The sequence below is a fragment of the Klebsiella pneumoniae complex sp. WS1778 genome (assembly GCF_049472055.1).
Classification (GTDB): domain Bacteria; phylum Pseudomonadota; class Gammaproteobacteria; order Enterobacterales; family Enterobacteriaceae; genus Klebsiella; species Klebsiella quasipneumoniae.
The window spans coordinates 21,703-42,102 of record NZ_JBKGTJ010000005.1 but is presented as its reverse complement, the minus strand read 5'-3'; the positions used below and the strand labels follow the sequence as shown (position 1 = coordinate 42,102).

The window sequence follows — 20,400 nt, the reverse complement described above, 5'->3', positions numbered from 1 at the left end:
CGAAGAAACAGAAAAACGCCCGCTCCGCAAGGTGACGGAGACGGGCGTCGGGGGATCAGCGGCGGGCTTCGCGCCAGTAGCCAATAAGCGTCAGGTAGTTGCGTTTCACTTCCTCTATCAGCGCCTCATCGCTGAGCTCACCCTGCATCCAGCGCCGAGACGGCTGGCCAAAGATGGTGCGCCCGACGGCGAAACCTTTGATCATCGGGTGTGCGGCCGCTTCGGTGAAACCGGCGCGCAGTTTGTCGGAAGGCGCGTCGAGGCCGAGGATCAGGATCCCGCGGCTCCACGGATCTTCGCGCTCGATAAGGGCGGTGATCTGCTGCCAGCTGGCGCTGGAGAGCGGCGGCAGCTTCCACCAGTCCGGCTTGATCCCCAGCTGATAGAAGTGTTCCAGCATGGTGTGGTAATGGCGCTCGTCTTTGTCCGGGCCATTTTCCGGCAGGATCACCTCCAGCAGCAATTCATGGCCTGACTTGTTACAGGCCTGCCACACCTCGAGCAGCAGGGCGTCCTGCTCTGCACGCAGCGCCGTCGGGTCATCCGGGTGATAGAAGACCAGACATTTGACGACATGCTCCAGCGGCCAGTCGATCAGCTGCGAGCCGATGTTGCCATGCTCCAGACGCAGCGGTCGCGAGCTGGGCAGTTCGATAGGGCGCCCGATCCACCAGCCCTTGCCGGTAATGGCGTTCAGCGCACGCTGGCCGTAGGTGCCGTCGGCCAGAATACCGCTGCGCTGGTCAAGGCCCGCCTCCTGCGCCGCCGCTTCGGCCGCGGCCAACAACAGCAGCTTGAGCTGCGGAATGCAGGCTTCATCGCGCCCGGCCTCCCGCGCCAGATCGGCCAGCTGTTTGCGATGGTCGAAGGCGAAAATGCACAGCTCCGGCCACTGCTGGCGGCGGCTGGTCACCCGGTGCAGGTGGTTGAGGCGCTCGTCGACGTCCGGGCGCGGCACCGATTCGGCGCGCTGCAGATAGTCATCGAGTTCGACTTTGGTCGGCATCGCCGGCGCACAGCCGTGGCGGGAGACCACCAGCGCCCCGCAGGCATTGGCATAACGGCAAGCCTGCTCCCAGCCCTCGTCGTTAAGCCAGCCGCGCAGCAGGCCAGACATAAAGGCATCTCCGGCGCCCAGCACGTTGAGCACCTCCACGCGCACGCCCTGCTGCAGCGGCACCTGGTCCCAGCTGTCCGGGATGTCGCCTTCCAGCACCACGCAGCCCATCGGCCCGCGCTTGCAGACGAGGGTGGCTTTGGTGGCATGGCGCACATTTTTGAGCGCGGTCAGGGTATCGGTGCTGCCCCCGGCAATATGAAACTCTTCTTCGGTTCCCACCACCAAATCGAACAGATGCAGCACTTCCTGCAGCTGGCTGGTGACCGGCCCGGACTCAATGAAACGGGTTTCGCCATCGCCGAGCGAGGTGAGTCCCCACAGCACCGGACGGTAATCGATATCCAGCGCGGTACGCAGGCCGTGACGGCGGGCGTACTCCAGCGCCTTCAGCACCGCGGCGCGGGTGTTGGCGTGCGACAGATGGGTGCCGGTCACCGCCAGCGCCCGGGAGGAGGCAATATACTCCTCGCTGATGTCGTCAGGCGTTAAGGCCATATCGGCGCAGTTATCGCGGTAGAAAATCAGAGGGAAAGTCTCCTGATCCTTGATCCCCAGCATCACCAGCGCGGTCAGGCGGGATTTGTCGGTAATCAGATACTCAGTATCCACCCCGGCGCGGTTGAGCGTTTCACGCAGGAAACGGCCGTTGTGTTCATCGCCAACGCGCGCCAGCATGGCCGATTTCAGCCCCTGAATCGCGGTGCCAAAGGCCACGTTGCCGGAGGAGCCGCCCAGATATTTCGAGAAACTGGCAACGTCTTCTAGCCGCGAACCGATCTGCTGGGCATAGAGGTCGACGGCCACCCGACCTATACAGATGACGTCGAGCCGCTTTACTGCTGCATTCATAGCTAGGATTTCCTTTTTGGTGTCTGCTGCCTGGAAGGGTCGGGATCCCGACGTCGACTCCGTGAACAGCCTGAGGGTTATTGGTTACCCTTAGTTTGAGAAATAAATATTTCATTTGCAAACTCGTTCGAAATTAAAAAACCAAAAGTGTGAGGGATCTACCACTCTGCCGCACTGAGCCTCGCGTGAGCGCGGATCGTCCCCACTGTTGACCCGGGAGGAAATGAAACGCCACACGACAGCCATTTACCTATGATTTTTAAGGGGATATTGCCGTGTGCTGCGGCAAAAAAGGGCCCGAAAACGTGTCAGGAATGTAAGTGAAACGTATGAAATGGGTAGAGAGTTTGATCCTTCTCGCAAAATGAAATATTTCTTCTGTATTTGTATTTAATGAAAAAAATGTTTGCCTATAATCCACAGGTATTCCAGTGACGTGAACGACGGCCCCGGCGGCATCGGCGCGACGCCACACACAAATACTGAACAATAAGGATTGTGCATCATGGGCAAACTGAGACTGACAACGGCGCAGGCGCTGGTGAAGTTCCTCGATAACCAGTACCTGGAAGTGGATGGCGTAGAGCTGAAGTTCGTGAAAGGCATTTTCGCGATATTCGGCCATGGCAACGTCCTGGGGCTGGGGCAGGCGCTGGAGCAGGACAGCGGCGACATGCGCGTCTATCAGGGGCGCAACGAGCAGGGGATGGCCCACGCGGCCACCGGTTTTGCCCGCCAGGCCTTGCGCCGGCAGATTATCGCCTGCACCTCCTCCATCGGTCCGGGGGCGGCCAACATGATCACCGCCGCCGGCACCGCCAGCGCCAACCGCATTCCGCTGCTGCTGCTGCCGGGCGATGTCTTCGCCACCCGCCAGCCGGACCCGGTGCTCCAGCAGATTGAACAGAGCTACGATCTCAGCATCAGCACCAATGACGCCTTCCGCGCGGTCAGCAAATACTGGGACCGCATTACCCGCCCGGAACAGCTGATGAGCGCCTGTATCAACGCCATGCGCGTCCTGACCGACCCGGCGGAAACCGGCGCGGTGACACTGTGCCTGCCGCAGGACGTACAGGGTGAAGCCTGGGACTACCCGGAATCCTTCTTTGCGCGCCGGGTGCACCGTCTCGACCGCCGCCCGGCCAGCGCCGCGCAGCTGGCGGACGCCGTGGCGGCCATCAAAGCCAGTCGTAAACCGCTGATCGTCTGCGGCGGCGGGGTGAAATACTCCGGCGCGGGCGAAGCGCTGTCCCGTTTCGCCGAGCGCTACGGGGTGCCCTTTGCCGAAACCCAGGCCGGGAAGGGGACGGTGGTCTCTTCTCACCCCCTGAACGTCGGCGGCGTCGGCGAGACGGGCTGTCTGGCGGCGAACCTGCTGGCGAAAGAGGCCGACCTGGTGATCGGCGTCGGCACCCGTTTCAGCGATTTTACCACCGCCTCGAAATGGATTTTCCAGCACCCGGAGGTGCGTTTCCTGAATATTAACGTCAGCAACTTCGACGCCTGGAAGCTGGACGGCATTGCCATGCTGGCGGACGCCCGGGAAGCGATGACCGCCCTCGACGCGGCGCTGGCGGACAGCGGCTGGCAGGCCGGCTGGGGCGCGCAGATCGAGAGCGTGCAGAGCCGTCAGTTAAAAGAGACCCAGCGCGTCTACCAGGCGGTGTGGCAGGAAAAATCCTTTGTCCCGGAGATCGACGATCATCTCGATCGCGAATCAGTGTATCGCGAATTCCGACAGATCACCGACTCCACCCTGACCCAGAGCAGCGTCCTTGGGGTACTGAATGAAACGCTGCCGGCCGAGGCGGTGATCGTCGCGGCGGCGGGCAGCCTGCCCGGCGATCTGCAGCGCGTCTGGCGCAACCGCGCGGAAAACACCTACCACGTGGAGTACGGCTACTCCTGCATGGGATATGAGGTCAACGCCGCACTGGGCGTAAAGCTGGCGCAGCCGCAGAGCGAAGTCTACTCCCTGGTCGGCGATGGCTCGTTCATGATGCTTCACTCTGAACTGGTCACCTCTCTGCAGGAGCGGGCGAAGATCAACGTCGTGCTGTTCGACAACATGGCCAACGGCTGCATCAACAACCTGCAGATGGAGCACGGGATGGACAGCTTCGGCACCGAGTTCCGCTACCGCCAGCCGGAAACCGGCCAGCTGCAGGGCGGCCTGGTGCCGGTGGACTTCGCCACCATCGCCGCCGGCTACGGTTGCAAAACCTGGCGCGTCACCACCCTGGACGAACTGCGCCACGCGCTGGACGCCGCCCGTCGCGAAACGGTCAGCACCCTGATTGATATTAAAGTGCTGCCGAAGACCATGGTGCACAAATACGGCAGCTGGTGGAACGTTGGCGTCGCCCAGACGGCGCTCTCTGAGCGGATCCGCAAAGTTGCGCAAATGATTAATGAAAAGCGCGCCCAGGCGCGTGATTACTAAAACGAACATCCACTCTGAATCCTACAGACTTACGGAGAAAACCATTATGTCGCTCAAATTAGGTGTCATCGGCGCTGGCGCTATCGGTAAAGAACACATCCGTCGCTGCACCCAGGTTCTGCAGGGCGCCACCGTTGTGGCGGTGTCTGATATCAATGCCGACAACGCCCGTGCGGCGGTCGCGCTGCCGGGCGTGCAGGCGGAAGTCTACGCCGACGGCCACGACGTGATTAACGCCAGCGATGTCGATGCCATCCTGGTCACTTCGTGGGACCCGACCCACGAAGAGTACACCCTGGCCGCCATCGCCGCCGGTAAGCCGGTGTTCTGCGAAAAACCGCTGGCGATGACCGCGGAAGGCTGCCGCCGCATCGTCGATGCTGAAATGAAGGCCGGCCGTCGCCTGGTGCAGGTAGGTTTTATGCGCCCGTACGACGAAGGCTATCTGGCGCTGAAAAAAGTGATCGACGATGGCGATATCGGCGCGCCGCTGATGCTGCGCTGCGCCCACCGCAACCAGTCGGTCGGTGAGAACTACACCACCGATATGGCGATCACTAACACCCTGATCCACGAGCTGGACGTGCTGCGCTGGCTGCTGAACGATGACTACCGTTCCGTGCAGGTGCGCTTCCCGCGCTCCACCTCGCACACCCATGCGCGCCTGAAAGATCCGCAGATCGTCTCCTTTGAAACCAAAAAAGGCACCCTGATCGACGTCGAAGTGTTCGTGAACTGCCAGTACGGGTATGACATCCAGTGCGAAGTGGTCGGCGAGACCGGGATTGCCCGTCTGCCGGAGCCGTCTGCCGTCCAGATGCGCAAGTCCGCCAGCCTGTCGACCGCCATTCTCACCGACTGGAAAGACCGCTTTATCAAAGCCTACGACGTCGAGCTGCAGGCCTTTATCAACGACGTCAAAGCCGGCCAGCTGCACGGCCCCTCGGCCTGGGACGGCTACGCGGCGTCGGTGGCGGCGGACGCCTGCATTAAAGCGCAGGGAACCAGCGAGCCGGTTGAAGTGACGCTGCCTGAGTGCCCGGCATTCTATAAACGTTAAGCACGTTTTGCTGACGGAACTTCTTTGCACAGGTAACGACGATGAAAATTGCCTTTGATGTGGATGTGATTAAGGACCTCGGGATCACCCGCATGGTCCATCAGGTAGCGGAGTGGGGCTACAAGTACATTGAACAGTCGCCGCACCCGCAGATTAACCCGTTCTACAAGCACCCGCGCGCCAGCCGGGAGATCATGGCGGAGTACAAGCAGGCGCTGCGCGATACCGGCCTTGAGCTATCGTCGTTTATCTGCGTCTACCGCTGGTCCGGCCCGGACGAACTGCGCCGTCAGGCGGCGGTGAAAAACTGGAAACGGCTGGTGGAAATTGCGGTGGAGATGGGCGTTCAGGTGATCAACACCGAGTTCTCCGGCGATCCGAATCAGCCTGAGATCTGCGATGAAATGTTCTATCGCTCGATGGAAGAGCTGTTGCCGATTTTTGAGCGGGAAGGCATCCGCGTGGAGATCCAGGCGCATCCCTGGGATTTCTGCGAAGAGAACAATGAAACCGTCGATATCGTGAAGTCGTTCCGCAGCGATAACGTGAAGTACGTCTACAGCGTGCCGCACACCTTTTTCTACGACAAAGGCGTCGGCGATGTGGCGAGCATGCTGCGCTATGCCGGGAGCGATCTCTCCCATGTCCTGATTGCGGACACCCGCAATCATACGAAACATTGCCGCTATATCGTTAACCCACCGGGCGTGGATGCCGTGGTGCACCAGCACGTAGGCGTCGGGGAAGGGGATGTGGATTTCGACGCGCTGTTCCGCACCCTGCGCGAAATGAAATTCGCCGAGCAGACCTTCAAGGTCGGCGGGGAGCCGATTGTCGCCACCTCGCTGTTTGGCTACCCGGAAAAAATGAAATACCAGGCAGTGGAAACCCGTGAACTCATTGAACGTGAATTGCTGCGCCGCTAAGGCGCAGCGGCAGGAGCCCTACTATGAACAAAGATAACGTCAAACTGGCTATCGCCCCGATCGGCTGGACTAACGATGATATGCCGGAGCTCGGCAGCGAAAACACCTTCCAGCAGATCGTCAGCGAAATGGCGCTGGCCGGCTTTACCGGCAGCGAAGTCGGCAGCAAATATCCGCGCGACCCGGCGGTCCTCAAGCCGATGCTGGACATCCGCGGCATTCAGATCTGCAACGCCTGGTTCAGCACCTTTTTCGCCAACGGCCAGCGGGAAAAAACCATTGATGAATTCGTCAATCACATGAACTTCCTGCATGCGATGGGCGCGAAAGTGATTGGCTGCTCCGAGCAGAGCGGCAGCATCCAGGGGCTGGATAAACCGATCCTCGGCGATGCGAAGCCGTGCTTCAGCGAAGAGGAGTGGCAGCGGGTGGCGGAAGGCTACAACACCCTCGGTCGCCTGGCGGCGGAGAAGGGGATGCAGGTCTGTCTGCACCACCACATGGGCACCGGCATTCAGACCACCGCGGAAATCGACAAGTTTATGTCGCTGGTGGACGAGCGCGTCTTCCTGCTGTTCGATACCGGCCACGCCTGGTATTCCGAAGGCGGCGAAGCGCCGATGCTGGCGATCCTCAAAAAGTATCTGCCGCGCATCAACCACGTTCACCTGAAAGACGTCCGTCCGCCGGTGATCGACCAGGTGCGCCGCGACGGCCTGTCGTTCCTCGACGGCGTGAAAAAAGGCACCTTCACCGTCCCGGGCGACGGGGTGATCGATTTCCGTCCGGTGTTCAAGCTGCTGGACGACTTTGGCTATAAAGGCTGGATGGTGGTGGAAGCAGAGCAGGATCCTGCTCTGGCCAATCCTTTCGAATACGCCGTCAAAGCGCGCAAATATATTCGCGAAACGGCAGGGATCTAATCGTTGTGACATTTTCAGGCCATACCGGGTATGGCCTGCTTTTTTCCTTTCTCAACCGGACCCAGGGCTCAACCACGGCGCCGGACAGTTCCCTCTCCCGGGCCCAGGGCTTAACCACAGCGCCGTACCGTCCCCTCTCCCTCAGGGAGAGGGCCAGGGTGAGGGTGACGATGACGGGTAAAGCGTCACTTCACTTCCGCCAGCGCGGTCTTATCCACATAAGGTTTCATCAGCGCGTCGGCTTCCTTCTGCGCCGCCTGCACCGCCGCTTCCGGCGTCACTTTGGCATCGTTAACCACCGCCGCCAGCTGGTTCTCCATCGCCTTACGTACCGCAACGGTCTCCCAGGTGGAGTACCACGGATGGGCGTACTTCAGCTGCTCAAGGGCGATCGCCGCCCGCGGATCCTGCTGCAGATAGGCCTTCATCTCTGGCGTATCGTATGACGCCTTGCGCGGCGAGAAGTAGCCGGTAAAGCGGCTCCACGCGCCGTTCACGTCGGGGCTCACCAGATAGGTCAGGAACTGATACGCCGCTTTCTTCTGCGCATCGCTGATGCCTTTAAAGCTCACCAGGCTGGCGCCGCCGATCGGCACCGCGCGCTGCTCTTTGGCCGGCAGCATCGCCACCCCAAGCTCAAAATCTTTGCTATTTTCGCGCATAAAGCCCAGCGCGCCGGTGCTGAGCATCGCCATCCCGAGCTTGCCGGAGAAGAAAGCAGCGCTGATCTGCTTCGAGTTCAGCACCCCGGACGGCATCACCTTGTCCTTGTAGATCAGATCCTGCCAGAAGCGCAGGGCGCCGATGGCGGTCGGCGAGTTGTAATAGACCTCGCCAGGATAGTCTTCGTTAAAGTATTTCCCGCCGTTGGCGCGCACCAGCGCCGAGAAGATCCAGCCGCCGTAGTCGTCGTTGGTCGACGGCAGCATGATCCCCCACTGGCCTGTGCTCTCGTCGGTCAGCTTTTTGGCATCGGCCAGCAGCTCGGCCCAGGTCTGCGGCGGCTGTTTTATTCCGGCCCGATCGAACATCGTCTTGTTGTAGTAGAGGATCGGCGTCGAGTTATGGAACGGGATCGCATAGGTGGTGCCCATCACCTGGGCGTTCTTATGCATCGCGGGCCAGAATTCCTTTTGCAGAAAATCGCCGGCCTTTTGATCGCCATATTTAAACAGCTCGTCCATCGGCAGGATCTCATCCTTCAGCGCCAGATCGGTGGTGAAGTTGGCGGACATGATCACCAGCGCCGGCGGCTGGCCGGCCTTCTGCGCCGATTCGGCTTTGATCTTGGTGGTGTCGTAGTTGCCGGTGAAGATGCCGCGTACTTCGACATCCTGCTGCGAGTCGTTGAATTGCTTAATGACGCGGGTCATCTCCATGGTCAGCTTGCCGTCCACCGGCGCCGGGAACATGAAGTCTATTTTCTCTTTTGCCAGCGCCGCGCCGCTCAGGGCAAGACTGAGGCCAACCGCGACTACCGTAAAAGGTTTAAACATAATTACACTCCATCAATAAATTATGCTGGGTCTCAGCATGAAAAAGATGTACATCGGCAGGCGAGAAGCCGATCGGTAGCGACTCGCCTTTCTCCGGCACCGTGCCGCGGTGGCGGCGGCTAAAGCGCAGGGTGCCGATCGGGGTGCTGACGTGGAGCAGGTAGTCGGCTCCCATCAGTTCTCGTTGCAGAACGGTGGCCGGCAGGCGCAGATGGCCCTCCTCCACGCGGTCGGTAATATGTTCCGGGCGAACGCCCAGCCAGACGCGAGTCTGATCCCGGTGGCGCGGCGGCAGCGGATGGCGCTGTTCTCCCAACAGTACTTCACCGTTGGCGCAGGGCAGTGACAGCAGGTTCATCGCCGGCGAACCGATAAATCCGGCGACGAACAGGTTGGCCGGGTTGGCGTACAGATACTCCGGGCGCCCGACCTGCTGCACGTGGCCGCCGTTCATTACCACGATGCGGTCGGCCATCGACATCGCCTCGGTCTGATCGTGGGTCACATAGATGGTGCTGGTTTTCAGCTGCTGGTGGAGCGCCATAATGCTGTCGCGCACTTCGCTGCGCAGGCGGGCGTCGAGGTTGGAGAGCGGCTCGTCCATCAGGAACAGCCGCGGATTGCGCACAATCGCCCGGGCCATCGCCACCCGCTGGCGCTGGCCGCCGGAGAGCTTCGCCGGTTTGCGGTCGAGCAGCGCCTCCAGCTGCAGCATCTGCGCCACTTTATCCACCCGCGGCTGCCAGCTGCTTTTCTCTTCCTTGCGCACCTTCATGCCGAAGGTGATGTTGTCGCGCACCGACAGATGCGGAAACAGGGCATAGTTCTGGAAGATCATCGCGAAGTTGCGCTCGCGCGGCGTGGTGGCGGTGATGTTCTCATCATGCAGCCAGATTTGGCCTTCGCTGACCGGCTCCAGCCCGGCGAGCAGGCGCAGCAGGGTGCTTTTCCCGCAGCCCGACGGGCCGACCAGCACCACGAATTCGCCTTCGTGAATATCCAGCGACAGGGCGCTGAGCGCCGGTTTGCCGTCGAAACGTTTACTGATGTTTTGCAGACTGAGCATAGCGGTTAGCGCTCTTCCGTTGGGCAACTGATGTTTTCGTCGTACAGCCACGGCCCGGCGTAGTGGGCCAGCGAGTGCTGGTAGCTCACCCACTGCTCACCGACCTGACGGTGCATCAGGCACGAGGCCGGGGAGAGGTCGTAATAGGGCCGGGTGTCTTCGTGGCAGTACGGCACCTGATGGACGGTGCCAGGGATAGTGGAGATCAGCGCCTGGCGATACTGGGTCATGGTCAGGCTGTGGTTATGGCCGCAGAAGATGCGCGTCAGCGACGGGAAACGCTCCACCAGCGCCAGCAGACGGTGGCCGTTTTCGCAGGCGATCGGGTCCATCTGCGCATTGCCCAGCGGCAGCGGCGGGTGGTGCATAAAGATCGTTGCCGGTTTGTCGCCGCCCTCGAACAGCTGGGCCTCCAGCCAGCCGATGGTCTCGTCGGTCAGCCAGCCTTTTGACGTGCCGGCATGACTGGAGTCGATAAACAGCAGGCGGGTGGCGAAGTCATCCACCGCATAGTGCATATTTTGCGGATCGTTGCCCAGCTGCGGGCACAGCGGGTGAAGATGCTCGAGAAAATGGGCTTTGTCGTCGTGGTTGCCGGGGATCAGATACAGCGGATAGTTCAGGCTGCCGAGGATCTGGCGGGCCACCTGATACTCCTCCGGGCGGCCGCAGTTGACGATATCCCCGCTCACCACCACCGCGTCCGGGCGCTCGCGCAGCGCGTTAAGCTGGGAGACCACGTCGGCGTTGGCGGCATTGACGTCGATAAAGCCGTACAGCTTCTCGCCGCGGCTGCGGAAATGGGTATCGGAAATGTGCGCTAACAGCATGAATCACTCCTTATTTGATCCCGGAGAAGCCGAAGCTCCGCAGGAACTGTTTCTGAAAAAGGATGAACGCCAGCATCAGCGGCAGGCAGACCATCAGCGTCCCGGCGCCGATGGTGCCCCACTGGCCGCCGGATTCGGCGCCCATGGCGAAAGAGACCAGCCCGACGGTCAGCACCTGCTTATCGGGATCGTTGAGCATCATCAGCGGCCACAGGTACTCGTTCCAGTGGTAGGTAATGCTGACGGTGGCGAAGGCCAGCACCGACGGCCAGGACATCGGCAGCAGCACGCGGAACAGCACCTGCCACCAGCGGCAGCCCTCCATCAGAGCCGCCTCCTCCAGCTCTTTCGGAATGGCGAGGAACGCCTGACGCATCAGGAACACGCCGAACGCCGAGGTGAAGTAGGGCATCATCACCCCGGTGAGGGTGTTGAGCAGGCCGAAGGTTTTCAGGGTCAGCATGTTTGGCACCATCATCACCACCGGCATGATCATCAGCTGCACCAGGAACAGGAGAAACAGCGTCTGCTTGCCGCGAAACTCGTGGCAGGCGAAGACGTACCCGGCGGTGGTGATGGTCAACAGCTGCACGAAGAAGGTGCCGAAGGTGAAGATAAGGGTGTTGGCGTACAGGCTCAGCCAGTCGGCGCTCTGCCAGGCGTCGCGGAAGTTATCGAGAGTCAGCGGCAGGCGCGGCAGCAGCGACGCCATATCGTCGCCGAAGGTGGTAGCGCTGAACGAGGTCGCCAGCATCCAGATAAACGGGCTGACCCACAGCAGCGCCATGCAGCACATCAATACTGTGAGCGTAAAGGGCGACGAGCGGCGCAGGCGCAGCCACAGCGGACGGGCGGCGGCGGGCGTGCGGACCAGCAGCGGCGAGATTTCAGCGCTCATAGTGGGCTCCTTTCTCCAGCAGTTTCAGGTTAATCAGCGAGAAGGCGAACAGCCCGGCCAGGGTCAGGAAGGTGGCGGCGGAGGCTTTACCGAGGTCGTGGGTATCCCAGGCGAGATTCTGGATGTAATAGAGCAGCACGGTGGTGGCGTTGTCCGGCCCGCCGCGGGTCATTACCGCCACGTGATCAATCTGGGTGATGGAGTAGATCAGCGCGGTGGTGATCACAAAGCTCAGCGTCGGGCGCAGCAGCGGCAGCGTGACCTTAAAAAAGACCTGCGTGCGGGTAGCCCCTTCCATCAGCGCCGCTTCCCGCGTCGAGGCCGGAATGCTCTGCAGCCCGGCGAGGAAAAACAGCATGTAGTAGCCGGCGAACTTCCACACGCCAATCAGCGCCAGGGCCAGCAGCGCGCTGTTGCTGCGCCCCAGCCAGTTGTTGTTCATCGGCCCGAACAGCTTCGCCAGATAGTGGTCGAGCAGGCCGAGGCCGGGCATAAAGATAAACAGCCACAGCGCGGCGGCGCTGACCATCGGGATAATCATCGGGAAGAAGAAGGCGGTGCGCAGCCAGCGGTTGACGCGATGGTTCTCGCTCAGCGCCACCGCCAGCAGCAGGGCGAGGGTCACCCCGGGCACCACCGTCAGCAGGATATAGAGCAGGTTATTGCCCAGCGACTGCCAGAAGACGTTATCGGCAAACAGGCGGGCGAAGTTATCCAGCCCGACGTACTGTGCGCCGTCGCTGGCCATGCGGGTATCAAACAGGCTGTCATACACCGAACGCCCCAGCGGGAACCAGGTAAACAGCAGTAAAAACAGCAGGGAAGGCGACAGGATCAGCCAGGGAAGCCAGGTCTTTCTCATGGTGACGCGCATCTCGTTCAGCCATTTATCGAAGCCCGGATTGTGGGAAGCAATGACTACAGAGGCATGGCGGGGAGATGACGGTTTGATGAAGCGACGGGGAAAACGCCGGGCGAGCGGGCCGCCCGGCGGGAGAGAACCATCAGAAGTCGGCTTTCAGCACCGCGCGGTAGCGGGCTTTGCCTTCGCGAACGTGCTTCAGCGCTTCGTTAATCTGCGACATCGGGAACAGCTCGGTGGTCGGGGCCACTTTGCTGCGCCCGGCGAACTTCATCAGCGTGCGCAGTTCGGACGGGTTGCCGGTCGCCGAGCCGGAGATGCTGCGGTCGCCGCCGATAAGGGTAAAGGCCGGCACCGGGAACGGCTTCATCACCGCGCCGACGGTATGGAAGTTGCCGCCGTAAGCCAGGGCTTCGAAGTACGGCTGCCAGTCGAGATCCACCGCCACGGTGTTGATGATCAGGTCAAACTGACCGGCCAGCGCTTTTAAGACTTCCGGATCGCGGCTGTTGACCACGCGATCGGCGCCCATCGCCAGCACTTCCTGCTCTTTGGCCGGGTTGGAGCTGAAGGCGGTCACTTCCGCGCCCATCGCCCGCAGCAGCTTAATGGCGATATGGCCGAGGCCGCCGATGCCGATCACCCCGACGCGGCTGGTGGCGGTGACGTGGTGGGTCAGCAGCGGTTTAAAGACGGTGATGCCGCCGCACAGCATCGGGCCGGCGGACGCCAGATCGATGCTCTCCGGCAGGGGGATCACCCACTGCCAGTCGGCGCGCAGCTTATTGGCGAAGCCGCCGCGGTTGAGAATGGTCGGCACCGAGCCTTCCAGACAGTTGATCTGGTTGCCGCTGATGCAGGCGTCGCAATGACCGCAGCTGCGCGCCGTCCAGCCGATGCCGACCTTCTGGCCAATCTTCAGCCCTTTATCCTGCGCCGCGCTGCCCAGCGCCGCCACCCGGCCAATCACCTCGTGACCGGCCACCAGCGGGTAGCTCGACATCCCCCATTCGTTGTCGATCATCGACAGGTCTGAATGGCAGATCCCGCAGTATTCCACTTCAACTTCGACATCTTCCGGCTGTAGCTCGCCGGCATCGTATTCCCACAGCGACAGATCGGCGCCCGCTTCTTTGGCGGCGTAGCTTTTAATGATGGTCATGTTCATTTCCTTGGGGTTGGCGTGATAACCCAGAAAGTGTAGAGCATGGTATTCCCCGGCGCTTGGCAATCGGAGGGGTCGCGAAGCGGGCGGACCAGCCGCCCGTTAAGGTCAGCGGCTGGCCAGCGGCCAATGATTAAGGCGGATGCCGCGCTGCGGGGCGTTCTCGGCAAAATCATCCAGCACCGCCCGCACGTCCGGGTCGAGATAGCCGACGCTGTCGTGCTCGACGATCACCACGCTCTTTTCCGGAATCTTCGCCAGCAGGGCCAGCAGATGCGGATTGTGCATAAAGGTCAGATTCTGCTGGATGCGCAGCACGTAGTGGTCATCGTAGCGCGCCAGCTGCAGCGAGTGGCGATGGCTGCGCCAGAGGCTGAATGCCATCTGGGTGGCAAGACCAATCCCGATCCCCGCCAGCATGCCGCAGGCGATAATCCCGCCGATGGTGGCGAGGAACGGAACGTACTGCGCCGCCCCCTGGCGGAACTGCTCGATGAACAGCCGCGGCGTCGCCAGCTTATAGCCGGTATACAGCAGCACGGCGGCGAGGCTGGCGAGCGGGATTAAGGTCAGCAGGCCGCTGAACCACAGGCCGCAGATCAACAGCAGTACGCCGTGGATAAAGATCGACAGTTTGCTCTGCGCGCCGTTGCTGACGTTCACCGAGCTGCGGACGATCACCGCGGTGATCGGCATCGCCCCCAGCACGCCGGAGAGCAGGTTGCCCACGCCCTGGGCGACCATTTCGCGGTTCGGCGAAGGCGGCGGATTTTGCGGGCGCAGCTTTTTCAGCGCCTCCTGGCTGAGCAAGGTTTCGAGGCTGGCGACCAGCGCCAGGGTTACCGCCACCACCCACACCGACGGATTGCGCCACGCGCTCCACGCCGGAGACTCCAGCTCGCCCAGCAGATCGCCGAGGCTGCCGAACGCTGGCAGGGTAATGCGCGGCAGGGCGGCCAGCTGCTGCGGCGCAAAATGGGTCAGTAGCAGGGTGGTCACGCAGCCGAGCAGGACGGCGATCAGCGGCCCGGGGATCCAGCGCAGGCTCTTCACCCGGCGGATAAGCGGCGAGCCCCACAGCCAGAGTACCAGCAGGCCGCCCGCGGCCACGGCCATCGCAGTGACGGAGAAAGCGGCATTGCCCTGAACCACATCGGCAAGCCCGGTCTCTTCCGCCGTGCCGAGCGCGACAGGGATCTGCTGCATAATCAGCAGGATGCCGATCGCCGCCAGCATGCCTTTGATGACGCTGGCGGGAACCAGCGAGATAAAGCGCCCGGCCCGCAGGATGCCGAACAGCAGCTGCAGCACGCCGGCCAGCACCAGCGCCATCAGGAAGAGGGAGAAGGAACCCAGGGATTCAATGGCGGCGACGACGATGGTGACCAGTCCGGCGGCGGGGCCGCTGACGGCGAAGCGAGAGGGGCTGAGGACGGTGACGACCAGGCCGCCGATGATGCCGGTCAGCAGGCCGACGAAGGGCGGTAAGCCGCTGGCCTGGGCGATGCCGAGGCACAGCGGCAGGGCGACAAGGAAGACGACGATGCCGGCGAGAGAGTCCTGACGAAGCGTGTTCATGGGGCGTGCTCCTGCGGTGAGAGGTGTTCGACGAGGGTGGTTAAATGGCCGGAAGCCAGATCGTAGACGCAGCCGTGCAGGCTGAGCGGCCGCCCGCTGGCGAGCACCGTCTGCACCGGTTCACTCTCCAGCAGACGGGCGAACTGGGCGCGAACGTTGGCTTCCACCAGGGCGTCCAGCGCATGACGAGAGCGCTCCGCGTCGGTGCTGGCGCTGGCGCCGGGGGAGGCCGCAACACAACATCCATCGGCGATCTGCGCCATTTCGTGATGCAGGGTGTGGCGCAGCTGGCCGATGCGGCGAGCCAGCGCCGAGGATTCCTGCGCCAGCGGCAGGGTGGGCAGAGAGAGCGCCGTCTGCACGCCGCCGCAGCCGTAGTGGCCGCAGAGCACCACCCGCTCCACCTCAAGGTAATGCAAAGCATACTGCAGGACGCTCATGACGTTGTCGTCGGCGGGGTCGAGCATGTTGGCGATATTACGGTGGACAAAGAGCTCGCCGGGCTGGCTGCCGGTGAGCACCTCGGCGGGAACGCGGCTGTCGGAGCAGCCGATCCACAGCGAGTGGGGCCGCTGCCCGTCGACCCATTTTTCGAAATAGTCCGGATCATGCTGACACTTCTGCAGCGCCCAGCTGCGGTTGCGGGCCAGCAAAGGTTTTAACGTCGTCACAAGTATTCTCCTGAGTTAATTCATCGAGTGAATATGTCCATCAAGACTCGTACAGCGACTAGTAAAAATAGTGTTTACCGGAACCCTTCACGCCTGAGGAAAATCCTGGAATAAACGGCAAAAAGAAAACTTTTCATTAATGTAAAGTTATAAAAATATTGATGAAATTGATATTTGACTGTGGGGCGAGTGAATAACAAAAAGGTATTGGCTAAAACTTTCTGGAATATATAGGAATGGCGTTGGGTGGGGTTAGGGGGAATATTGAGGGATTGGATATTGGGGATGGATGGGGAACGTTGGGTTGTGTTGGGTTGTGTTGAGTTGGGTTGAGTGATTCGGGTGAGAATGGTGTGAGAAAAAATAGAGATGACTTTGAGTGAAGTTTGGGGGGGCAAGGGGAAAGGGGAGTGGCTGGCAGGTGGTGCTGGGGTTGCGGGGGTTGTGAGAGGAGGGTTGCTGATGGCAGTCGCGCTATGGAACGGCAGCAAAAGGTGACGCCGCGCAGGATAGCGCTGTTTTTTTCGACACTTAGCGCAATGACGACACGCTGTCGCTTGCATGGCCGCCGCCGACAGGTATAATCCAGAACGTTTCCGCATCCCCTTCAGTGCCGAAGTGGCGAAATCGGTAGACGCAGTTGATTCAAAATCAACCGTAGAAATACGTGCCGGTTCGAGTCCGGCCTTCGGCACCATACAAAGCTTTTTTAAGTCTACTAACGTCTACTTTAGTCCATAAAAACAGTAAGTTAAGCAGGTTTCTGGCTTTTATTAGTCTGTCCACGTCTACTCAATTCCTTGAACATATACCAACCGATGATGGTATAACTGGCCAGGGTCAGAAAGACGAAGATCTCTGATTTAGCACTGCACCGATTTTGGACCAGGGTCAAAAAACCGGAACTCTCAAAAAGTACGTAGAGCTAAAGCTGGGATGCTTGCAACACCGGCTCCCGGTTTAAAAATTCATTTCCCTCCTTGGAACCATTCACTGTGATAGTCGCATATAACATTCACATCCCCTATACCTGATGGCTGTTTTATGATGACACTATCTATTTTTTTGTATATATACCACCTATATTTATAGGTGGTATATAAGAAAAAGATGTATTATTATCGGTTATAAATTTTATGCCACTCTATGTAAAATTTTTCTCACCATACTCATTCACTATGAGAATAAAAGGAGAATGCTTTGAGTTATCATGAACATATATCAATACTTAAGTGTACTCCTTGGTTAGTCAAGTTTCTAACTCGTAGAGGTTTAAGAAAACCTGATAATCGTCCTCTTTATGAATACCACGCAACGAGCGATGAATATGATGAATTGAAACGGCTATTGCGAGCTGTAGGGCTACCTGATGGTTACAAAAGTGATAAAGGATACGCAGCCTGCTTTACGTTGTTCTGCTCAGAGTGGTATCGAAGAGATTATGAAAGGGAGTGTGGATGGGCATGGGAGCCAATTTATAAAACGATAGGCATATCAGCATCTTCTTCGGAAATGGGGAAGATAATCCCTAAAGGCCTGGATGGATACTGGGGGCGCCCGGTGCGGTTCTATGATACAGAAAGACGGAATTTTTTAGGCTCTTTATTTAGTGAAGGCGGTTTACCTTTTAGGTTACTAAAGGAATCTAATAGCCGTTTTCAGTCGATGTTCTCTCTCATTCTTAATCAATACGAACAGGCCCAATTATCTAACATATCTACGTTCATGTTAGTTCATTCAGCGGTAGAGAAATCATCTCTGCCAGTCGTTTTCAAAGAGGATACTTCAGTTGAGCTTATAAGTCGGATGGCTGAACAGTTAGTATCTCTTGTTCAAATTTATGATCTGAGTAACCACACCGAACCTGTAAAAGAACTTGAACGTGTTCATCCGAAGTGGCGGGACAGTTTTCCTGTTCCTCTCGATGATGATACGGGTACCAGTTTCCTTAATGGACTTTTACAAACAGCTTCTATTGAATCCAAACCCCGCCTCCAAAAGAATAAAGCGACTCTCTGCCAGTTTTTATGGTCAGAAAATCATCCTGAAGCCGTCCAGACCGTCATTGCGTTGCCTGAAGAACTGAACTTTTTACTTGAAAGCGAGCCTTCAACAACTCGCTTCGAGCTTGCTATCTACGAAGATGGTAACGAGATTGCTAGTCTGGGCCCTGCCTATGCAACGCTAAATAACTCGCAAGCAAAAATAAGGGTTCGTAAGCGCGAAATTAAATTTTATCGAAAAACGCCTAATGTAAGTTTGTTCATTGTCGCGAGAGCTGGGGGGATGCTTGTCGGCTCTAAGCTGTTGGAGGGAAGTGAAATTGCAGCGGGAGATGTGCCGTTAATTTTTGTTTCTGATCATGATGAATGGTTGCTACAGGGACAAGCCTCTTGCTGCGTACGCGGCAGTCGTGTGCTTATTATTCTACCAAAGGATGGTTGTCTGGCTTCAAAACATGAGGCTTGTGATGTTGGCCTTTCGGCTTTGGGATGTAGGGCTTTTACTATCGAAGGTCGACAGGATATAATTATTGAAGGCGATGAAACATATCGGATAAAGACAGGAAGAGATAAGATTATTCAGGCTGGGTTCTCATTCCAGGGGAAGCGGTTAAATTGGACAAGCTACCCGGATGAGGTCTTTCTTGGTATTCCCGGAATTACCAAAGATCCTGATGATATATCAGAACATCATTATAAGCGATTTTTCAACGGTACATTTATAGATGATTGTGATGTGCATGAGAAAATGGGTGCACAGTTTCTTTCAGTACGTAACAATAATAATGAAACGTTATTGCGTAAAAAAATAGGTATTCTTCCCAATGATTTTAGCCTTGAAATAAAAAATGGAGAACAAGCAAATGAAGGTTCTATTATTATTTCAACCAAGCATTCTTGCTGGTATAGTTTGAAAGAAAAAACATTGGAGGTTGATAGGAAGCGATCACCCGGCAGCACAGAAATAATGATGAAAACTGAGGGCGTTCCCCCAGCATCGATTTTACTACAAATAACGCCAAACCTTGCTGCTAACCCCATTGTTGTTTCTCTCCCTTTCCCTGCTCGAGGTTGCCTTGCCTTTGATAAAGACGAAAAGCCCCTACCCAAAAATTTAACGATTCACGATCTTTTGGGAGCCAGAGCATACCTTTTCGGAAAAAATGGTGAACCTACGCGATACCAACTTGAGCTACGTTTACGCTCCCGTAGCGGAATTCAGGCATGGTATGAGTGGCGTTATAGTGCGGGCGAAAGCCCGGTAGAGATTTCGTTATACAGCTTAAGGGAACATATTGACAATTTACTTTCCCTGGAGGAAGGCATTGATCAAACGGTGGATATGTGTATTGAGGGCGGAGGTAGCTCTTTCACCTGGCAAATCAGGCGCTATAAATATAGCCTTGAGTATGACCGGGAAAGGCAGCTTCTTCTTGCTAATTCAGTGAGCAATCGTACGGGGCAGATCCCTTCACCCGTTATAATGTTACTCAGTGAGCCCGAAAGAAAGGCAATATCGCTTGTGTCGAGAACAAGCGAAGGTGTACCGGTTGGTGAGTTCGAATTAAGTTCGACGATCCAAAATAATGGCCCATGGCTAGTTGTTCCCAAGCAAGGTGATGAAGCTTCATTTCGGCCTTGCTACATTGCAGGCGAGCCGGTGATCCAAAGCGATACTACGACAATACAGTCTCTGCAAAAGGCAACGCAGCTTTTCAATCCCCGGTCGGATGTAAATACCATTACGTTAGTTCTGGAACAAATGGCGAGCGACCCTGCACACTCGGGCTGGCAGTTCTTACGTAACTTATACAACCAGTTTGGATATTTACCGCTGGCTACCTTTGAGGTATGGCGTGCCTTGGTCCTGCATCCACGGGCATTGGCAATGTCATTGTTTAAATTCGAGATGTCCATTGATTATCTCAGCCGTATTGAAAGCGAGTTTCCTGTTTTCTGGGAGTTTTTGCCTATTATCGAGGTTAAATATGCTGCGATGCGTTTTCGAGCATTTCTGACTCATAAAGGTGCCCCGGAGGAAATGCAGAACAAGTCATTGGGTCGAATGTTTCAGAAATTAGGAACTGTATTTCCAACCTATGCCAGCGAGGTGCAAACCTGGTTAGACCAGGGGAAATTACCACCGACTTTTCCGGCACAAATGATAGAAGGTATCATTCATGAGTGGTATCAGGAGCTCTTACGTGAACATGGTGAATCACGTTGGCCAGAGTTTGGTGGGCCGGGTCTTTTTCGTTGGTACGCCTCGCAAAAGGATCCCATTATAGAAGTTTTGCCTGATACCAGTTATCGATATTCCGTCACTTTGCTCCCAATATTTGCTGCTGCTGTTACATGCGGCAAAACAACTTTTGACAGCGTTTTTGAGAATAAACCTGGTGCCGTATTTTTCTTAAGGCAAGTGAGAGATTTTGACTCGCGATGGTTTAATGCCATTTTCCAGTATTGCTTATTGCGTAATGTGGCTGAAAAATAAAAAGGAATAA

The 20,400-nt window shown here is 57.8% G+C and carries 14 protein-coding genes and 1 tRNA gene; 6 read left to right on the top strand and 9 right to left on the bottom strand.

The window, feature by feature from the left end; all coding sequences use genetic code 11:
* Positions 1-55: 55 nt before the first annotated feature.
* On the bottom strand, positions 56-1,969 hold the full coding sequence (locus ACLEXF_RS20150) for a bifunctional 5-dehydro-2-deoxygluconokinase/5-dehydro-2-deoxyphosphogluconate aldolase (RefSeq protein WP_407259952.1): 1,914 nt from the start codon (positions 1,967-1,969) through the stop codon (positions 56-58).
* 505 nt (positions 1,970-2,474) lie between these two features.
* On the opposite strand from ACLEXF_RS20150, the gene iolD reads away from it, so the two are divergent.
* The 4 genes from iolD to iolE are packed head-to-tail and all read left to right on the top strand — an operon-like array spanning position 2,475 to position 7,324.
* Positions 2,475-4,415: a 3D-(3,5/4)-trihydroxycyclohexane-1,2-dione acylhydrolase (decyclizing) gene (iolD, locus tag ACLEXF_RS20145; RefSeq protein ID WP_004152191.1), complete on the top strand. Its 1,941-nt coding sequence runs from the start codon at positions 2,475-2,477 to the stop codon at positions 4,413-4,415.
* A 46-nt stretch (positions 4,416-4,461) separates the two neighbouring features.
* Positions 4,462-5,475, top strand: a complete 1,014-nt coding sequence (locus ACLEXF_RS20140; RefSeq protein WP_004186740.1) for a Gfo/Idh/MocA family protein — start codon at positions 4,462-4,464, stop codon at positions 5,473-5,475.
* A 41-nt stretch (positions 5,476-5,516) separates the two neighbouring features.
* A complete protein-coding gene (locus tag ACLEXF_RS20135) occupies positions 5,517-6,401 on the top strand; it encodes a sugar phosphate isomerase/epimerase family protein (RefSeq protein ID WP_004152193.1) in 885 nt (294 codons plus the stop codon).
* Positions 6,402-6,424: 23 nt separating this feature from the next.
* Positions 6,425-7,324 carry a myo-inosose-2 dehydratase gene (gene iolE / locus ACLEXF_RS20130; protein WP_004192343.1) on the top strand — a complete coding sequence of 300 codons (900 nt, stop codon included), beginning with the start codon at positions 6,425-6,427 and terminating at the stop codon, positions 7,322-7,324.
* A gap of 185 nt (positions 7,325-7,509) precedes the next feature.
* Here the strand turns inward: iolE and ACLEXF_RS20125 are convergent, their stop codons facing one another.
* The 8 genes from ACLEXF_RS20125 to ACLEXF_RS20090 all read right to left on the bottom strand — a co-directional run bounded on the left by ACLEXF_RS20125 (position 7,510) and on the right by ACLEXF_RS20090 (position 15,890).
* Entirely contained in the window at positions 7,510-8,820 is a 1,311-nt protein-coding gene (locus ACLEXF_RS20125; protein WP_043519346.1) for an ABC transporter substrate-binding protein, read from the bottom strand.
* On the bottom strand, positions 8,813-9,886 hold the full coding sequence (locus tag ACLEXF_RS20120; RefSeq protein ID WP_407259951.1) for an ABC transporter ATP-binding protein: 1,074 nt from the start codon (positions 9,884-9,886) through the stop codon (positions 8,813-8,815). The genes ACLEXF_RS20125 and ACLEXF_RS20120 overlap by 8 nt, the downstream gene beginning before the upstream one ends.
* Positions 9,887-9,891: 5 nt before the next feature.
* A complete protein-coding gene (locus tag ACLEXF_RS20115) occupies positions 9,892-10,716 on the bottom strand; it encodes a phosphodiesterase (RefSeq protein ID WP_064839899.1) in 825 nt (274 codons plus the stop codon).
* A 10-nt stretch (positions 10,717-10,726) separates the two neighbouring features.
* A complete protein-coding gene (locus ACLEXF_RS20110) occupies positions 10,727-11,614 on the bottom strand; it encodes a carbohydrate ABC transporter permease (protein WP_009484068.1) in 888 nt (295 codons plus the stop codon).
* Complete coding sequence (locus ACLEXF_RS20105) at positions 11,604-12,488, bottom strand: carbohydrate ABC transporter permease (protein ID WP_004146807.1); 885 nt, start codon at positions 12,486-12,488, stop codon at positions 11,604-11,606. The genes ACLEXF_RS20110 and ACLEXF_RS20105 overlap by 11 nt, the downstream gene beginning before the upstream one ends.
* Before the next feature lie 130 nt (positions 12,489-12,618).
* The gene (gene ahr, locus ACLEXF_RS20100; protein ID WP_117062782.1) at positions 12,619-13,638 is read right to left on the bottom strand and encodes an NADPH-dependent aldehyde reductase Ahr; all 1,020 of its coding nucleotides are present in this window, start codon (positions 13,636-13,638) and stop codon (positions 12,619-12,621) included.
* Positions 13,639-13,749: 111 nt separating this feature from the next.
* Positions 13,750-15,219, bottom strand: coding sequence for a SulP family inorganic anion transporter (locus ACLEXF_RS20095; protein ID WP_407259950.1), 1,470 nt, complete (start codon positions 15,217-15,219; stop codon positions 13,750-13,752).
* Positions 15,216-15,890, bottom strand: coding sequence for a carbonic anhydrase (locus ACLEXF_RS20090; protein ID WP_407259949.1), 675 nt, complete (start codon positions 15,888-15,890; stop codon positions 15,216-15,218). Before ACLEXF_RS20090 ends, ACLEXF_RS20095 begins: the two co-directional genes overlap by 4 nt.
* Before the next feature lie 612 nt (positions 15,891-16,502).
* Here ACLEXF_RS20090 and ACLEXF_RS20085 point away from each other — a divergent pair.
* Together ACLEXF_RS20085 and ACLEXF_RS20080 are read left to right on the top strand one after the other, a co-directional pair.
* A tRNA-Leu gene (locus ACLEXF_RS20085) sits at positions 16,503-16,587 on the top strand.
* A 503-nt stretch (positions 16,588-17,090) separates the two neighbouring features.
* Positions 17,091-20,390: an STY4851/ECs_5259 family protein gene (locus ACLEXF_RS20080; RefSeq protein ID WP_136084723.1), complete on the top strand. Its 3,300-nt coding sequence runs from the start codon at positions 17,091-17,093 to the stop codon at positions 20,388-20,390.
* Positions 20,391-20,400 lie beyond the last annotated feature (10 nt).

Excerpts from the sequence above, each read along its gene's own strand:
- iolE (WP_004192343.1), top strand. The coding sequence starts at position 6,425 with ATGAACAAAGATAACGTCAAACTGGCTATCGCCCCGATCGGCTGGACT.
- ACLEXF_RS20150 (WP_407259952.1), bottom strand. The coding sequence starts at position 1,969 with ATGAATGCAGCAGTAAAGCGGCTCGACGTCATCTGTATAGGTCGGGTG.
- ACLEXF_RS20105 (WP_004146807.1), bottom strand. The coding sequence starts at position 12,488 with ATGCGCGTCACCATGAGAAAGACCTGGCTTCCCTGGCTGATCCTGTCG.
- ACLEXF_RS20140 (WP_004186740.1), top strand. The coding sequence starts at position 4,462 with ATGTCGCTCAAATTAGGTGTCATCGGCGCTGGCGCTATCGGTAAAGAA.
- ACLEXF_RS20135 (WP_004152193.1), top strand. The coding sequence starts at position 5,517 with ATGAAAATTGCCTTTGATGTGGATGTGATTAAGGACCTCGGGATCACC.
- ACLEXF_RS20110 (WP_009484068.1), bottom strand. The coding sequence starts at position 11,614 with ATGAGCGCTGAAATCTCGCCGCTGCTGGTCCGCACGCCCGCCGCCGCC.
- ahr (WP_117062782.1), bottom strand. The coding sequence starts at position 13,638 with ATGACCATCATTAAAAGCTACGCCGCCAAAGAAGCGGGCGCCGATCTG.
- ACLEXF_RS20125 (WP_043519346.1), bottom strand. The coding sequence starts at position 8,820 with ATGTTTAAACCTTTTACGGTAGTCGCGGTTGGCCTCAGTCTTGCCCTG.
- ACLEXF_RS20115 (WP_064839899.1), bottom strand. The coding sequence starts at position 10,716 with ATGCTGTTAGCGCACATTTCCGATACCCATTTCCGCAGCCGCGGCGAG.
- ACLEXF_RS20120 (WP_407259951.1), bottom strand. The coding sequence starts at position 9,886 with ATGCTCAGTCTGCAAAACATCAGTAAACGTTTCGACGGCAAACCGGCG.
- iolD (WP_004152191.1), top strand. The coding sequence starts at position 2,475 with ATGGGCAAACTGAGACTGACAACGGCGCAGGCGCTGGTGAAGTTCCTC.
- ACLEXF_RS20095 (WP_407259950.1), bottom strand. The coding sequence starts at position 15,219 with ATGAACACGCTTCGTCAGGACTCTCTCGCCGGCATCGTCGTCTTCCTT.